This window comes from Lachnoclostridium sp. An14 (assembly GCF_002160755.1).
Classification (GTDB): Bacteria; Bacillota; Clostridia; order Lachnospirales; family Lachnospiraceae; genus Lachnoclostridium_A.
The window spans coordinates 88,224-102,495 of record NZ_NFLE01000004.1; the positions used below are offsets into that span (position 1 = coordinate 88,224).

Sequence of the window (14,272 nt, forward strand, 5' to 3'; positions counted from 1 at the left end):
TAATAGGCAGAGAGAGGTGAATGATCATGAAGGAAAAACTGATTTTGCTGGTGGACGATGACCGGGAGCTTTTGGAGCTGCTGCGCTCCGTTTTTGAGCGGGCCGGGTATCGCCGCCTTTTGACGGCAGTTTCCGGCCGGGAGGCCCTGGAGCTCTGGCGGGAGAAAAAGCCGGACCTGATCGTCTTAGATGTGATGATGCCGGGGATGGACGGGTTTTCTGTGCTGCGGGAGATCCGCCGCGGCAGCCGTGTTCCCGTTTTGATGCTGTCTGCCCGCAGCGAGGCGGAGGACCGGATCGCCGGGCTGGAATGCGGGGCGGACGACTACCTCCCCAAGCCCTTTCTGCCAAAAGAGCTGCTTCTGCGGGTGGGGGCCATCCTGTGGCGGGCTTACCCGGAGAGACACCGGACGGCAAAGCTGGCCGCCGCCACCGTGGATCTGGAGCGGGCGGAGGTGAGGCGGGGAGAGGAGCGGCTGCCCCTGACGGCCAGGGAGCTGCTCCTCTTTGAAAAACTGTATGAAAACGCCGGCCGGATCGTCACCACCGGCATTCTGTGTGAGACCGTCTGCGGGGAATTCTGGCAGGGGTATGAGACCACCCTTTCCACCCACATCCGCCATCTGCGGGAAAAAATTGAGGAGCACCCCTCAAAGCCCGTTTCCCTGGTGACCGTCAAGGGGCTGGGATACCGCCTGAATCTGAAGGAGGAAGGGCTGTGAACGGGGCCCGCCGGTTTTTCCGGCGATACATTGTCTCCACCGTAGGGATCCTGGCTCTGTTTTTGGCCGTAAACGGTCTGCTGATCCTGTGGGTGTTCGCCGCCGGAAGCAGAGAAAGGATCGCCGAAACCTTCTCCATAAAAGAACTGTCCAGCCATATTTCCTGTGAAAACGGAGTCTGGGCCGCCGATGGCGCGGTGTCCGATCTGCTGGAACAGCAGGATGCCTGGGCCATGATCCTGGATGAAACGGGGGCCGTCGTCTGGGAACGGAATCTTCCAGAAAATCTGCCGAGACGGTATACGGCGGCGGAGGTAGCCTCCTTCAGCCGCTGGTATCTGGAGGACTATCCGGTGAAGGTCTGGGGGCGGGAGGACGGATGTCTCACGGTGGCCGGGTTTCCTCCTGGCACCTGGGTGAAGTATTATTACGCGGTGGACCGGATTTACCTGGACCGCCTTTTGCTGGGGGTCCGTCTCCTCTTTTTCGTAAATCTGGGGATGTTTCTGTTCTTCCTCCTTCGGAATACCAGGCGGGTGGAAAAGGCGGTGACACCGGTTCTTTGGGGGATCCAGGAGCTGGCGGCCGGCCGGTTCTGCCGCCTGGAGGAGCGGGGAGAGTTAGGGGAGGTCAAGGCGGGGCTGAACCGGGCGGCGGACTGCTTAAAAAAGAAGGACAACACGCGGGCGGAGTGGATCCGCGGGGTTTCCCACGACATCCGCACCCCCCTGTCCATGGTGCTAGGCTACGCCAGCGAGCTGGAGGAAAATGAGGCCCTGCCTCCCGGAGCCAGGAAACAGGCGGGGATCATCCGTTTCCAGGGGGAACGGATGCGGTCTCTGGTGGACAGCTTAAATCTCACAACCAGACTGGAGTACGCCCTGTATCCCCTTCGGCTGGAGCGGCTGGATCCGGTGGAGCTGGGCCGTCAGGCGGTGAGCGGCCTGTTAAACGGCGGACTGCCGGAGCGGTATAAGGTGGAATTTTCCTGGCTCTGTCCCGGGGAAACAGCCGGTTTCACCGGGGACCGGGACCTGCTTTTGCGGATGCTGGAAAACCTGCTTGGAAACTGTGTGGCCCACAATCCTCAGGGCTGCCGCATTGTTCTTTCCGTGGGGCTGGAAAAGGGACGCTGGGTTTTTCTTCTTTCCGACGACGGAACCGGCATGAGCCGGGAGCGCCTGCAGGCACAGAACCGGGGAGAGGATGGTTTCGTTTCCCGAGAAGGCGGCGGGGGAGAGCACGGCCTGGGGTTAAAGATCGTGAGGCAGATCGCCAGGGCCCACGGGGGAACGGTGCGGCTGGAACCGGCAGATCCCCATGGCCTTACGGTCCGTGTGGAGCTGCCGGCAGAGGGGGAGAGCCGCTGACCTCTTTCCCTTCCCTTTTTCCCTGCCATCTGCTATAATTTAAAAAGATACGGTTACAAAAAGCCCGCCCGCCGCTCCGGAGAAATCCGCCTGGCGGGCGCGGAAGGAAAAGGGAGGAGACAGTATGAGACAGTTAAAAAAGCTGGGACTGGTCATGGCAGCCTGCGTCTGCCTGTCCACATCCGTGATGACGGTGACGGAGTGCACGGAGATCGTAGCGGAGGCCCATTCCGGACGCACAGACAGCCACGGAGGCCACCGGGACAATAAAAACAAGAGCGGCCTGGGGAGCTACCACTACCACTGCGGCGGATACCCGGCCCATCTTCACGAAAACGGCGTATGCCCCTACCGGAGCACCGGAAGCTCCTCCGGCGGGGATCAGACGGCCCCTGAGGAAACCCCGAAGGCTGACCGGGACATGATGAAAAACTACAGCGAGGTGTTTGACCCGTCCTATTACTACAGTCAGTACGAGGATCTTCAGAAAAACATCGGAAATGACGACCTGAAACTGTTTGAGCATTTCTTAAGCTGCGGAATGAAAGAGGGCCGCGTGGGATGCGAGGGATTTGACGTAAACGCCTACCGGAAGAACAATCCGGACCTGGAGGAGGCATACGGGGATGACCTGCCCCAGTATTACAGCCATTACATCAGCCATGGCTGCCACGAGGGACGCGCCTGCCGCTGATTTCTCGTGCCAATGGGCCGGAAACGGCAGATAGAAACGGATGGAGGAGAGGGAATGGAATTTCGGGTTCTGTATTATTTTCTCACAGTAGCCAGGGAGGGAAATATCACGAAGGCGGCGAAGATCCTTCACATCACCCAGCCTACCCTGTCCCGGCAGATGATGCAGCTGGAGTATGAGCTGGGGGTGAAACTGTTTGCCCGCAGCAACCACAGCGTGTCCCTGACGGAGGAAGGGATGTTCCTCAAGCGCCGGGCCCAGGAGCTGGTTTCCCTGGCGGAGCGGACGAGGCAGGAGTTTCAGAGCCGCGCGGAGGACATCAGTGGGGAAATCGTGATCGGCAGCGGAGAATTTCTCAGCAATTCTCTCTTTGCCCAGGTGATGTCCCGGTTTCACCAGCGTCATCCCCTGGTCCGCTACCGGATTTACAGCGGAAACGCGGACAATATCCGGGATCAGATCGAACAGGGGCTCATCGACTTCGGCATTGTGCTGGAGCCAGTGGACATCCGCAAATACGATTTTTTAACCCTTCCTGTCACGGAGGAATGGGGGATTTTAGTGCGGGAGGATTCCCGCCTGGCAGAAAAAGAGGTAATTTGCCCTCAGGATCTGGCGGGAGAGCCTTTGGTCGCCGGGGCGGGGGAGGAGGCCCGCAGCCGGTTCCGCCAGTGGATGGGGGAGTGCTACGATCCGGAGCAGATCCTGGTCACCGGAAACCTCCTCTATAACGAAGCGATGATGGTGGAGAGCGGCATGGGTTCCGCCTTTGCCATGAGGCTCAACTGCGACTACCGGGGACTGCGCCTGATCCCCCTTCAGCCCGCCATGGAGAGCCGCACCGTCCTGATCTGGAAGAAAGACCAGGTGTTTTCCCAGGCGGTGGGGGAGTTTCTGCGGTTTGTGAGGGAAGATCTGGCGGAGAAACGGGAGTTTCCTTAGACGCGGGAAACGGAGAGAGGAGAGCAGGCAGCGGACATCTGAAAACCTGCCATGCAGAAAACGCATTCCTGGCTGCGGAATTTAAGTATTTTACATTTTTTCCCGTCAGGGTTACACTATAGGAAACGGAGAAAGAGGAGGAAGGAAACATGGAATTTTCAGAAGTAGTAAAAAACAGGTATTCCTGTAAAAAATTTGACGGCCGTCCCGTGGAGCCGGCCAAACTGGAGGCCATCCTGCAGGCGGGGCGCCTGGCGCCTACGGCCAAAAACCTTCAGGAGCAGCGGATCTACGTGGTGCAGTCGGAGGAGGGCCTCGCGAAGCTGGATCAGGCTACGCCCTGCCGCTACGGGGCGTCCACCGTGCTGGTGGTGGCCTTTGACAAAACCAACGTGTTCACCTATCCCGGCGGAAAGCGGGATTCCGGCGTGGAGGACGCCACCATTGTGGCCACCCATCTGATGTTAGCCGCCGCGGACGCCGGTGTGGACAGCTGCTGGATCAATTTCTTCAACCCGGAGGAGCTGGCAGGGAGCCTTGGCCTGCCGGAAAATGAGGAAATTCTGATGCTTTTGGATCTGGGCTACGCCGCGGAGGGCACCGGCCCCCTGGCGCCTCACAGCCAGAGAAAAGACCTTTCCCAGACTGTAGCCTGGATGTAAGGGAGTAAGGGCGCCGTGGGCTGTTAAGGCGAGACGGTGGGACAGACAGGCAGAGAAAGAAAAATCCTGGAAAATCATAGGGGCTGGGGCCCTGGCATTGGCAGCGGTTGCCATGCCGGGCACCAGCCCTTTTCTGGTGCCATAGAAAACTGGGGTTTCTATGACACAAACGCCTCCTGCGGGAGGCACACTCCGCGCAGCGGAAGATGGCTGCTGGCGCAGCCGCGCTCCGGCGCGGGTATTCGCTACACGCACACTTTTTCATTTATAAGAATGCTTCGCAAGGAGGCACACTCCGCGCAAAGGAAGATGGCCGTTGACGCAGCCGCGCTCCGGCGCGGGTGTACGCTTGGCGCACACTTTTTAAATTTAGCAACCATATAGATAATGGAAGAAATCCGCGGAAAGTTCGGGTGATTACTGATCCCCCACGGACCACACGTGCTCCTCCTTCGCGGCTGCCGCCGTATTCTGGGCCATGACGCCTACCAGGCGGTGGGGGAGGTAAGGCTCCTCCAGCCACGCCAGCTCCTCATGGGTCAGGGAGAGATCCACCGCCTTTGCCGCCCCCTCGATGTGGTGGGATTTTGTGGCGCCTACCACCGGCGAAGTGGTCTTAGCCAGCAGCCACGCCAGGGAGATCTCCGTCATGGACACCTCGTGGCGGTCCGCCAGCTCTGCCACCCGGCGGATGATCACGCCGTCCTGGCTGGCGGTGGCGTCGTATTTGAATCTGGCGTAATCGTCCTCCTGCAGCCGCTTGGAGGTTTCCTCCGGATGGCGGGAGAGACGGCCGCCGGCCAGGGCGCTGTAAGGCGTCAGGGCGATGCGCTCCTCCCGGCAGTAGGGAACCATTTCCCGCTCCTCCTCCCGGAAAATCAGGTTGTAGTGCCCCTGTACAGAGACGAATTTCGCGAAACCCTCCCGCTCCGCCAGAGCGTTGGCCTTGCAGAGCTGCCAGGCGTAGCAGTTGGAAATGCCGATGTAGCGGGTTTTTCCCGCCTTCACCATCCGGTTTAACCCGTCCATGATCTCGTAGAGGGGCGTCTCATAGTCCCACATATGGTAGATGTAGAGATCCACATGATCCATGCCCAGATTTTTCAGGCTCTTGTCCAGCATTCTTTCGATGTGCCGCTGGCCGCTGATTCCGGCCTGGATGTCCTCCGGCGTGCGGGGCAGGAATTTAGTGGCCACCACCACCTCGTCCCGGCTTGCGAAGTCCTTTAAAGCCCGGCCCAGATACTGCTCGCTGGTGCCGCTCTGGTAGGCGATGGCCGTGTCGAAAAAGTTCACGCCCAGCTCCAGGCCCCGCCGGATGATCCGCCGGGAGTTCTCCTCATCCAGGGTCCAGCTGTGCTGTCCGCGGGCGGGATCCCCGAATCCCATGCAGCCCATGCAGACACGGGACACCTTCAGATCCGAGGTTCCAAGGGTTGTGTATTTCATTTTGTAAATGCCTCCTTTCACAGTCTTCCGGCTTATGACAGCGAACGGCCAAAGGCGTAGGCCTTCCTGGGAAACTCGCTCTCCTCCGTCATGGAGACGGTGCCGCAGCCCGTTCCCAGGATCGTTCCCATGTCCTGGAAATTCAGATAGCGGCAGAGGGTTTCGTAGTGGAACTTCAAAGCCTCCATGGTCCAGTCATTGCTGTCCCAGGCGGCGGCGATGAGGGCGGCCTTCATGCCCTTGGAGGACAGCTGGCCGTTAAAGCTGTAGAACCGGTCAATGACGGTTTTTAACTGGGCGGACATCCCGAAATAGTAGAGAGGGGTCACGAAAACCACCATGTCTGCCGCCAGAATCTCCCTTCGCACCGTCTCCATATCGTCCTTCTGGCAGCAGGAGCGGGACATTCCGCAGGCGTCACAGGCGACGCAGGGGTGAAGGCTGGCCCGGGCGGCGTCAAACACCGTCACCGTATGTCCCGCCTCCCTGGCTCCGCGGATGAAATGCTCCGCCAGCAGGTTGGACGAGCCGTGTTTGTGGGGGCTGCTTTCTATTACCAGTAAATTCATAGTTGTTCCTCCTTTTTCCCTTCATGATACCTCCATTGTACCGTGAGAGGGCCATTCTGTCCAATGCCTGCCGCGGATTTCCGTCCATGCCCGGAGGGCATGGGGCCTGCCCGGCCAGCGGCTGGAGGAAATACAAAGGAAACGCCGCCGGCAAAACAAAAGGGCGCCGGACACTCTCCAGGCGGAGCGGAGCGAGAATCCGGTTGCGGGCCGCCCTGTCTGTGGTATACTGGGATCAGGGAAAGGGCGCGTTTCCTTTTGACCGTCTGTGGCGGAACGCGGCGGCAGTTAGGATGCCGGATCGGAAACAGATGCCGCCGCGGGGAGGAAAATGGCTGCGGACGCAGCCGCGCTCCGGCGCGAGTGTGAGCTGTTGCGCGCACTTTTTAAGAAAGGAGGAGGCTTATGCAGAGCAGAACTGTGAAAAAATGTCTGAAGGAAATCGTCAGCCCGTCTCTTTCGGAGCTGGGATTTCAGCTGAGGGAGCAGGTGACCGTGGAGCGGGAACGGATATGGTGCTACTGGAAGGTGATCAACGGGGAGAAGTGCGAGATCATTTTCCGGGTGTCCATTTTAAACGCTATCACCGTGGATCTGATCATCCCGCCCATGATTCAGGTTTCCCTGGTGGATGTGGATCCCCAGGCATCCTTTGACAAAACGGACATGACCGCTAACGCGGTCATCACGAATCATGAAAGCCAGATGGCTCCACGCCTACGGCGTTCCCGCCATCTGCCGACGGTATTCGAAATCCGGGCTACCGCCCTCCTTTCTCATACCGTCTTGCCCGTCTGATGCCGATATATCTGTGCGCGCGAGCACGCCCATCTATACCGGCGCCATCCGGGGCTTTCATAGTAAAATGTGGGGGTATCGGTTTGACTCCGAGGAACGGTTCCGGGAGCAGTTAAAAGCGTTGACAGGCTTGCTCCTGGAAAAGGGAGTCCCCAGGCTGGAGCAGATGGCAAACAGGGGAAAACCGGGGCCTTATGCCTAAAAGGCATTTCTGGAAATAACACACAGGTATTAGACAGGAGAAGGCGGAGGGATTAAAATAAAAGCAGTAAAAAAGGGCGCACTCCGCGCAAAGGAATATGGCTGCTGACGCAGCCGCGCGGCGGCGCGAATGTTCGCCAAGCGCACACTTTTTATCCGGGCGGAGCTCGCCTCCCGCCGGAACCTGCTTTGTCCTGACGCCTTCTTTGGCCTTTTTCGGCCGGAGGAAGGGGCTTTGATGGCCGGAGGGAAGACCTTGGAGAGGGTCGGTAAACACTACTACTCTAAAAATAAGAGAGGTATGGCATATGGCAGTAAAACAGACGGCAGGAAGAAGGGACCTGGGGGAGTTTGCCCCGAAGTTTGCCCAGTTAAACGATGACGTATTATTTGGAGAGGTGTGGAGCAGGGAAGGCCTTTTGTCCCTGCGGGACCGCTCCCTGGTGACGGTGGTTTCCCTTATGGCTCAGGGTCTGGTGGATTCCTCCTTCCAGTATCACCTGATGACGGCGAAACAGAACGGCATCACAAGGACGGAGATCGCCGAGATTCTCACCCACGCGGCATTTTACGCCGGCTGGCCCAAAGCCTGGGCGGCATTTCGCATGGCCAAAGAGGTCTGGGCTGATGAGGACGACGGGAAAAAGGGCGGAATGTTCGGCCTGGGACAGCCCAACGACGCCTATGCCCAGTATTTTATCGGTCAGAGCTACTTAAATCTCCTGACCACAGAGGGCGTGGTCCTCTCCAACGTGACCTTTGAGCCGGGCTGCCGCAACAACTGGCACATCCACCACGCGGACAAAGGCGGCGGACAGCTCCTTTTATGCACCGACGGCCGCGGCTGGTATCAGGAGTGGGGCAAAGAGGCCAGGGCCCTGAACCCGGGCGATGTGGTGCTGATCCCCGCGGGAGTCAAGCACTGGCACGGAGCCGCCTCCGACAGCTGGTTCTCCCACCTGGCCATGGAGGTGCCGGGAGAAAATCCCTCCAACGAATGGCTGGAGCCGGTGAACGACGAGGAGTACGGAAAGCTGGGATAAGGTAGATTATTTCCGGCTTTGGTGGTAAACTATCCTTAAATACAGAGAGGGCCGGGAAAACGGTCCGCCTCCAGGATAAAGGAGCCAAAGCCGTGAATATACCCACCAAGCGCCGTGTATTTGAAATTCTCCAGACAGGCAGGGACCAGGACCGGGTCAGCATTGCCTTCGACTTTTTCATCGCGTTTATCGTATTTCTCAATTTATTTGCCACATTGTTTGAAACCTTCGACCAGTCGCGGCCCTATCTGCCCTATCTGCGGGGGATCGAACTTGTGACGTCCTGTATTTTCGCGGCCGAGTACATTCTCAGGCTCTGGACCGCGGAATATCTCTATCCCCGAAAGGGAAAGCTGCGGGCGAAACTGTCTTTTGCCGGCTCCTTTTTCGGCGTGATCGACCTTCTTTCCTTTTTGCCCTATTTTCTTCCGGTGGTGTTTCCCATGGGGATTGTCACCTTCCGGATGTTCCGGGTGGTGCGCATTTTCCGCCTGTTCCGCATCAATACCTATTACGACGCCTTCAACGTGATCACCGACGTCCTCCGGGACAAGAGGGATCAGATCTTTTCCTCCGTCTGCATCCTACTGATCCTGATTGTGGCCGCTTCTTTGGTGATGTACAGCCTGGAGCACCAGGTTCAGCCTGACAAGTTCCAGAACGCCTTCTCCGGCATCTGGTGGGCGGTTTCCACCCTTCTGACCGTGGGCTACGGCGACATTTACCCGGTGACCAACGCGGGACAGCTGGTGGGAATCGTCATCGCCTTTCTCGGGGTGGGGACGGTGGCCATCCCCACCGGTATTATTTCCGCCGGTTTTGTGGAACAGTACACCCGTTTAAAATCTATGGCGGACTACTCCGGGGAGACGGACATCCGCTTTATCAGCCTGATGGTGGGAGAGGGCCATCCCTGGGAGAATCTGCAGGTCAGGGATCTGCCTTTGCCGCCGGGCATGATCCTGGCGGTGATCCGCCGGGGGAAACAGACCATTGTCCCCAGGGGAAATATCCGTCTTATGACAGGCGACCGCATGGTCTTCGGGGCGGAGGGCGTGGCCGGAGAGGAAGGAATCACGTTAAAGGAGCTGCGGCTGAGGGAGAGCCATCCCTGGGTGGGGAAGGGCATCCGGGATTTAGATATTTCCCGCCAGACCTTGATTGTGCTGGTGCGGCGGGAGCAGAAACTGCTGATCCCCAACGGCTCCTCTGTGCTCCGCGCCGGGGACGAGCTGGTGCTCTACACCAAACGGGACGTGCGGGACAGCGTGGAAATTGAGGTTTAGGAGAGAGGAGGACGGAATATGAAAAAGAAATGGGCCGCGCTGGCGGCTGTAGGCGCTGGATTGCTGGTACTGCACACTGTGCAGCACTTCTGGCTGGCCGGGGATATGAGCCGGATGCGGGAGGAGATTGACCGTCTGGCGGGGAATGTGCGGGACAACGGTGTCCAGATTCAAAATGCCGTCTCCGGCATCCAGGCTCTGGAGGAGGAGCTGCGGCAGTCCCAGAGCCTGTTTCTGGAAACGGAGGCCTCCGTGAGCTATGAGGATGGCCGTCTGGTGGTGGCCATGAAGGGGGTGCCCAAAACGGCGGAGGCAGGTGCCAGGCTGATCGCCGGCGTCCAGGCGGGGGAGGAGGAATACCGCCAGGAGACGGATGAAAACGGCTGCGCCACCCTGTCCATCGAGCCTTCCGCCGCCTCCCTTCGCCCCTTCTTCCTCATAGAGACGGAAAAAGAGAGCCGGCGGGAATTTTTAGACTCCTTATGGGTAAACGAGGAGCTGAAACTGTCCTTCAACGCCCACTGGGACGAGGAGGATCTGACTCAGATGTCCGTAAAGGTGCTGCTGCCGGGAGAGGATTCGTGGCTGAAAGGGGAGGATGTGACCGGCGGAACCTTTATTCTGGTGAAAAACGGGGAGTATGGGAAGACGAGTCAGGAAACGAACGAGAGCGCCGGCAGCGCCATGGGCTACGCGGCCCGTCCAGGGACGGACGCGGCCGTGCCGGACGGTATCCGGCTCCCGGCCAGGAGAACCACCGCCGGTGAGACGGCCGTCATCTCTTTCTGGGGAGATTTCGGGGAGTACGCGAAACAGAAGGACGGCGTGGAGTATGATGTTTATTTTGTCATGGAGACGGCCCAGGGGCTGACCTTTGTGTCCGCCCCGGATCCTCTGGGAGAATTCTGTTACGGGGAAGATTCCAGCAGCGTGGGGACGTCCGGCGGCGGGCTGTATCCCGTATTTTAGGGTTCAGCCTTCCCCGCCCAGCTCATTTACCAGGGTAAAGCCTAAGATCATGGCCCCGCCCACTGCCTGCCAGAGGGTCATGGCCTCCCCCAGGAGCGCCACGGATACCAGGGCGGCCACCAGCGGGTCAATGTAGCTTAAAATGGCGGCCTCCTGGCCGCTTAAGTCCCGGAGGGCCGTAAAATACATACAGTAGGTGATCCCGGTGTGAATCAGGCCCACCACCAGCAGGCAGCCAAAGCCAAGGGCGCTTAAGGAGCCCAGGCTGGAGCCGCCGGTGAGGGCCACGTAGGGCAGCAGGATCACTGCCGCTGCCACCAGCTGAAGGAAGGTGCGGTGGATGCCGGCCACCTGGCGGATCCGTTTATTCAGCAGGATCACCGCGGCGTAAAAGACTGCCGCCCCCAGGCCGAACAGGATGCCGGTGAGATCCGTCCCGCTGCCGCCCGTTTCCCCGGCGCCGATGATGAGCACCAGCCCGGCGGTGGACAGCAGGAAACAGAGGAGCTGCTTTTTCGTCATCCGTTCCCGAAACAGCACCGGGCTGACGGCGGTGACGATCACCGGGGCAAAGTAGTAGCTTAAGGTGGCCATGGAAATGGTGGTGTAGCGGTAGGCCTGAAACAGCAGGATCCAGTTGATGCCCATGGCCACCCCGGAGAGCAGCAGTAGGGGCAGTTCGCCGCGGATCTGCGCCAGCCGGATGGGCTGTCTGGCCGCCAGAAGGTATAAGGCGATCAGGACGGCGGCCAGAATGGCCCGGTACAGGGCCAGCTCCCCGGAGCTGACGGTAATATTTCTCGTAAACAGGCCCAGCGTCCCGAAGATGGCCATGGAGGCCGTCATCAGGAGCCGGGCTTTTCCGTGATGGTTCATAGGCGAAAGCCCTCCTTATCCGATGTACATTTCTATTTTCCTATTATACACGGAGGTGGGTAAAATTCAATGGCGGGCCGGAAGTTTGGGGAGCGGGAGAAACCCGGCAGAATCCGGAGAAGTTTCCTCTTGTTTCGGGATCATAGCCCAGAAATCCCCCGGAACCGTCAAAAATAGGTAAATGTCAAGAGTAAATGCGAAAAAAGTCAAAAATATTTTATAAGGCCCCACTGAGGGCCTTTATTTCTGCCTGAAATACTTCCTCCGGGGTGTGCCAGTTGAACATTTTCCGGGGGTAGTCGTTCATCCAGCCTTCTATATAGTCGGCTCTCTCGTCCGTCATGTCCTCGAAGCTTGATCCCTTCGGAGCATGGCGGCGCACGAGCTTGTTCTGGTTTTCGTTGCTGCCGCGCTCGTATGCACTATACGGGTGACAGTAGTATAACTTCGTCCTTTTCTCGCCTTCGCGGAGGCTGCTCCGTTCCATTCCTTCACAGTTTGCAAACTCCGATCCGTTGTCTACCGTTATGCTTTTGAAGATCAGAGGGAAAAGCTCGCCGTATCTCTTTTCCAGCGCGTCCAGCTCGGCCACGACATTCTCCGCTTTCTTTGCTTCCATTCTCCGTGTGATTTCCCGGCGGCTGAGCCGCTCGGTTAATACGAGCAGCGTTGTGGTGCAGCCCTTGGCGCTTTCCACGCAGTCCATTTCCCAGTGCCCGAAGGTCGTGCGCGTGTCGACGATCTCCGGCCGCTTTTCTATGCTCTTGCCGGCCGGCTTGCGGGGGATGCTGCCCTCGGGCCGCTCGGGCTTCCGGCGGCGCTTGCCGTGCTGCGGCAGCATTTCCACGGTGAGATCATCGCCGAAGATCTCGGCCCGGATGTAGTTGTAGGCCGTGCTCGCGCAGATATGCACCCGGAAGGGCCAGCCCATGACCTCGGCCTCTCCGATGGCTGCCTCGGGGCTGTACTTCTCGTCCCGGATCTTGCCGATCAGGTAGTCGGCGAGCTCGTAGTCGTTGCCGATCTTCAGCTCCGGGCCCTTCGCCCGCAGGTTGGCCTCATACCGAGCTTGCGCCCCGTCGGGGTTGTATCGGATCTCGGTCGTGTAGTCGCTGTTCAGGTGTTCATAGGTGCACCGCTTGAGCTCCCGGTAGATGGTGGTGTAATGGACGCCGACCTCCTTGGCGATGTCCACGACCTTCATGCCGGCGCGCCTGAAGGCGTCGATCTGCGTGCGCTGCGTTGGTGTCAGGTGGCTGAAGTGTTTCCCCATGGTGATCCCTCCGTGAAATAGAAAAAAGGGCGGCCGGCTGGCCGCCCTTCGTTGTCATCGCCTGTTGTATGACGCGATCAGCGCCAGCGTCTCGTCGTCTGTGACGATGTCCTCGAGCCGGCACTCCAGAGCGACGCAGACCTTGAGGAGCGTTTTCAGCTTCGCCCCCGCGATGTCTCGGTCGTCTTGCTCGTAGGTCTGGAGCACTCGGCTGTTGATGTCGGCCTTCTTGGCGAGCTGCGACTGAGACAGGCCGCGATCCTCTCGCAGCGCCTTCAGGCGTTTCCCGGTGGTGATCGTTTCCATGTTGAGTGCCTCCCCTTTTGTTTTGTGTGTCTTTACTATACAACATTTGTTGTATAAAGTCAAGAGGGGAGACAAGAGAAAAGCAGCGCGGCCGCTCTGGCTGCGCTGCTTTCATTCTTTTCCGAGCAGGTAGTAGATGGTCACGCCGAGAGCGTCGGCGAGGTACTCGAGCTCATAGTCGGCGACAATGCGGTCGCCGGTCTCGATCCTGCTGATGGCCTTCTGCGTGATGTCGAGCCCCGCGATCTGGATCTTGTACGCGAGGCGCTCCTGCGAGATGCCGGCCCGCTCTCTGGCTGCGCGGACGCGCTCGCCTGAGATATTGCACCGGCCTTCTGGCCTGTATATTTTCAAATACGCGCCGCCTCCTTTTCTGCCACTTATGCCAAAGATGGGTAGTGCAAGTTGACAATAACACGCCGCCCGTGATAATATTATCCCAAAGGTGACTAAATACTAAAAAACGCAATAGGACAGACGAAAAGGAGGTTTTTTCAATGGGTTTACGTTTCCGGCGCAGTATTAAGATCGCTCCCGGCATCCGTGTGAACTTGAATAAAAAGAGCGCGAGCGTCACCTTCGGCCCGAAGGGTCTGAAGCACACAGTCAGCACGACCGGGAAAAGCCACACGACCGTCGGAGTGCCCGGCACGGGCCTGTCGTACACGACCAGTGGCGGCCGGCCGGCCAGCGTGCCGGCAGCACAGCGCCCCACCTCACCGAAAAGCAAAGCGGTCGTCCTGCCGTTGTGCATTTTCCTCGGGGTGCTCGGTGTGCACCGCTACTATGTGGGGAAGATTGGCACCGGGGTCATCTGGACGCTGACGGCCGGCTTCTTCGGGATCGGTTGGATCGTGGACATCTTCACGGTCGCCCTCGGCGGCTTCTATGATGTCAACGGCTATGTCGTCCGCTTCCACCCGACTGAGGCCGAGCTGGCCGCTGCTGAGGCGGCGCAGAGCGATGGCGGCGAGGATCCAGCGGAGAACGACGCCACAGAGGAATGAGTGCATAAACAGAAAAAGCCCGCCCGGGATCACTCCCGAGCGGGCTCTTTTTGTGTGTTCTGACGGTTTCAGAGCTTCTGGCCGGCGCCGATCCGCGCCGCGCCG

The 14,272-nt window shown here is 59.1% G+C and carries 17 protein-coding genes; 11 read left to right on the top strand and 6 right to left on the bottom strand.

Features of this window, described 5'->3' with window-relative positions:
- Positions 1 to 26: 26 nt before the first annotated feature.
- The 5 genes from B5E84_RS03680 to B5E84_RS03700 all read left to right on the top strand — a co-directional run bounded on the left by B5E84_RS03680 (position 27) and on the right by B5E84_RS03700 (position 4,390).
- Positions 27 to 722, top strand: coding sequence for a response regulator transcription factor (locus B5E84_RS03680; RefSeq protein WP_087219691.1), 696 nt, complete (start codon positions 27 to 29; stop codon positions 720 to 722).
- The gene (locus tag B5E84_RS03685; protein WP_087219423.1) at positions 719 to 2,092 is read left to right on the top strand and encodes a sensor histidine kinase; all 1,374 of its coding nucleotides are present in this window, start codon (positions 719 to 721) and stop codon (positions 2,090 to 2,092) included. Before B5E84_RS03680 ends, B5E84_RS03685 begins: the two co-directional genes overlap by 4 nt.
- A 154-nt stretch (positions 2,093 to 2,246) precedes the next feature.
- Entirely contained in the window at positions 2,247 to 2,786 is a 540-nt protein-coding gene (locus tag B5E84_RS20975; RefSeq protein WP_442911388.1) for a YHYH domain-containing protein, read from the top strand.
- A 54-nt stretch (positions 2,787 to 2,840) separates the two neighbouring features.
- Positions 2,841 to 3,728 carry a LysR family transcriptional regulator gene (locus tag B5E84_RS03695; RefSeq protein ID WP_087219426.1) on the top strand — a complete coding sequence of 296 codons (888 nt, stop codon included), beginning with the start codon at positions 2,841 to 2,843 and terminating at the stop codon, positions 3,726 to 3,728.
- Positions 3,729 to 3,877: 149 nt separating this feature from the next.
- Positions 3,878 to 4,390, top strand: a complete 513-nt coding sequence (locus B5E84_RS03700) for a nitroreductase family protein (RefSeq protein WP_087219429.1) — start codon at positions 3,878 to 3,880, stop codon at positions 4,388 to 4,390.
- Positions 4,391 to 4,807: 417 nt separating this feature from the next.
- Here the strand turns inward: B5E84_RS03700 and B5E84_RS03705 are convergent, their stop codons facing one another.
- Positions 4,808 to 5,839 carry an aldo/keto reductase gene (locus B5E84_RS03705; RefSeq protein WP_087219431.1) on the bottom strand — a complete coding sequence of 344 codons (1,032 nt, stop codon included), beginning with the start codon at positions 5,837 to 5,839 and terminating at the stop codon, positions 4,808 to 4,810.
- A 32-nt stretch (positions 5,840 to 5,871) separates the two neighbouring features.
- The gene (locus B5E84_RS03710) at positions 5,872 to 6,408 is read right to left on the bottom strand and encodes a flavodoxin family protein (protein ID WP_087219434.1); all 537 of its coding nucleotides are present in this window, start codon (positions 6,406 to 6,408) and stop codon (positions 5,872 to 5,874) included.
- A gap of 405 nt (positions 6,409 to 6,813) precedes the next feature.
- Between B5E84_RS03710 and B5E84_RS03715 the strand changes: the two genes are divergently transcribed.
- From B5E84_RS03715 to B5E84_RS03730, 5 genes are all read left to right on the top strand, one after another.
- Positions 6,814 to 7,206: a hypothetical protein gene (locus B5E84_RS03715; RefSeq protein ID WP_087219437.1), complete on the top strand. Its 393-nt coding sequence runs from the start codon at positions 6,814 to 6,816 to the stop codon at positions 7,204 to 7,206.
- A 13-nt stretch (positions 7,207 to 7,219) separates the two neighbouring features.
- Positions 7,220 to 7,408: a hypothetical protein gene (locus B5E84_RS20300; RefSeq protein WP_143469166.1), complete on the top strand. Its 189-nt coding sequence runs from the start codon at positions 7,220 to 7,222 to the stop codon at positions 7,406 to 7,408.
- A gap of 307 nt (positions 7,409 to 7,715) precedes the next feature.
- Entirely contained in the window at positions 7,716 to 8,450 is a 735-nt protein-coding gene (locus B5E84_RS03720) for a carboxymuconolactone decarboxylase family protein (protein ID WP_087219440.1), read from the top strand.
- A 92-nt stretch (positions 8,451 to 8,542) separates the two neighbouring features.
- Positions 8,543 to 9,736, top strand: coding sequence for an ion transporter (locus B5E84_RS03725; protein WP_087219443.1), 1,194 nt, complete (start codon positions 8,543 to 8,545; stop codon positions 9,734 to 9,736).
- 18 nt (positions 9,737 to 9,754) lie between these two features.
- Positions 9,755 to 10,705, top strand: a complete 951-nt coding sequence (locus tag B5E84_RS03730) for a hypothetical protein (RefSeq protein WP_087219446.1) — start codon at positions 9,755 to 9,757, stop codon at positions 10,703 to 10,705.
- Between the two features lie 3 nt (positions 10,706 to 10,708).
- Here B5E84_RS03730 and B5E84_RS03735 read toward each other — a convergent pair whose 3' ends face one another.
- The 4 genes from B5E84_RS03735 to B5E84_RS03750 form a co-directional block, all read right to left on the bottom strand.
- Positions 10,709 to 11,581 (bottom strand): DMT family transporter, encoded by an 873-nt coding sequence (locus tag B5E84_RS03735; RefSeq protein WP_087219448.1) that lies wholly within the window; start codon positions 11,579 to 11,581, stop codon positions 10,709 to 10,711.
- Positions 11,582 to 11,798: 217 nt separating this feature from the next.
- Complete coding sequence (locus tag B5E84_RS03740) at positions 11,799 to 12,854, bottom strand: IS30 family transposase (protein WP_087219451.1); 1,056 nt, start codon at positions 12,852 to 12,854, stop codon at positions 11,799 to 11,801.
- A gap of 54 nt (positions 12,855 to 12,908) precedes the next feature.
- A complete protein-coding gene (locus B5E84_RS03745) occupies positions 12,909 to 13,160 on the bottom strand; it encodes a helix-turn-helix transcriptional regulator (RefSeq protein WP_087219453.1) in 252 nt (83 codons plus the stop codon).
- 111 nt (positions 13,161 to 13,271) lie between these two features.
- Positions 13,272 to 13,514, bottom strand: coding sequence for a helix-turn-helix domain-containing protein (locus B5E84_RS03750; RefSeq protein ID WP_087219455.1), 243 nt, complete (start codon positions 13,512 to 13,514; stop codon positions 13,272 to 13,274).
- Positions 13,515 to 13,657: 143 nt separating this feature from the next.
- Here B5E84_RS03750 and B5E84_RS20790 point away from each other — a divergent pair, with 143 nt between their 5' ends.
- Positions 13,658 to 14,167: a DUF4236 domain-containing protein gene (locus tag B5E84_RS20790; RefSeq protein ID WP_204248532.1), complete on the top strand. Its 510-nt coding sequence runs from the start codon at positions 13,658 to 13,660 to the stop codon at positions 14,165 to 14,167.
- The last annotated feature ends 105 nt before the right edge of the window (positions 14,168 to 14,272 follow it).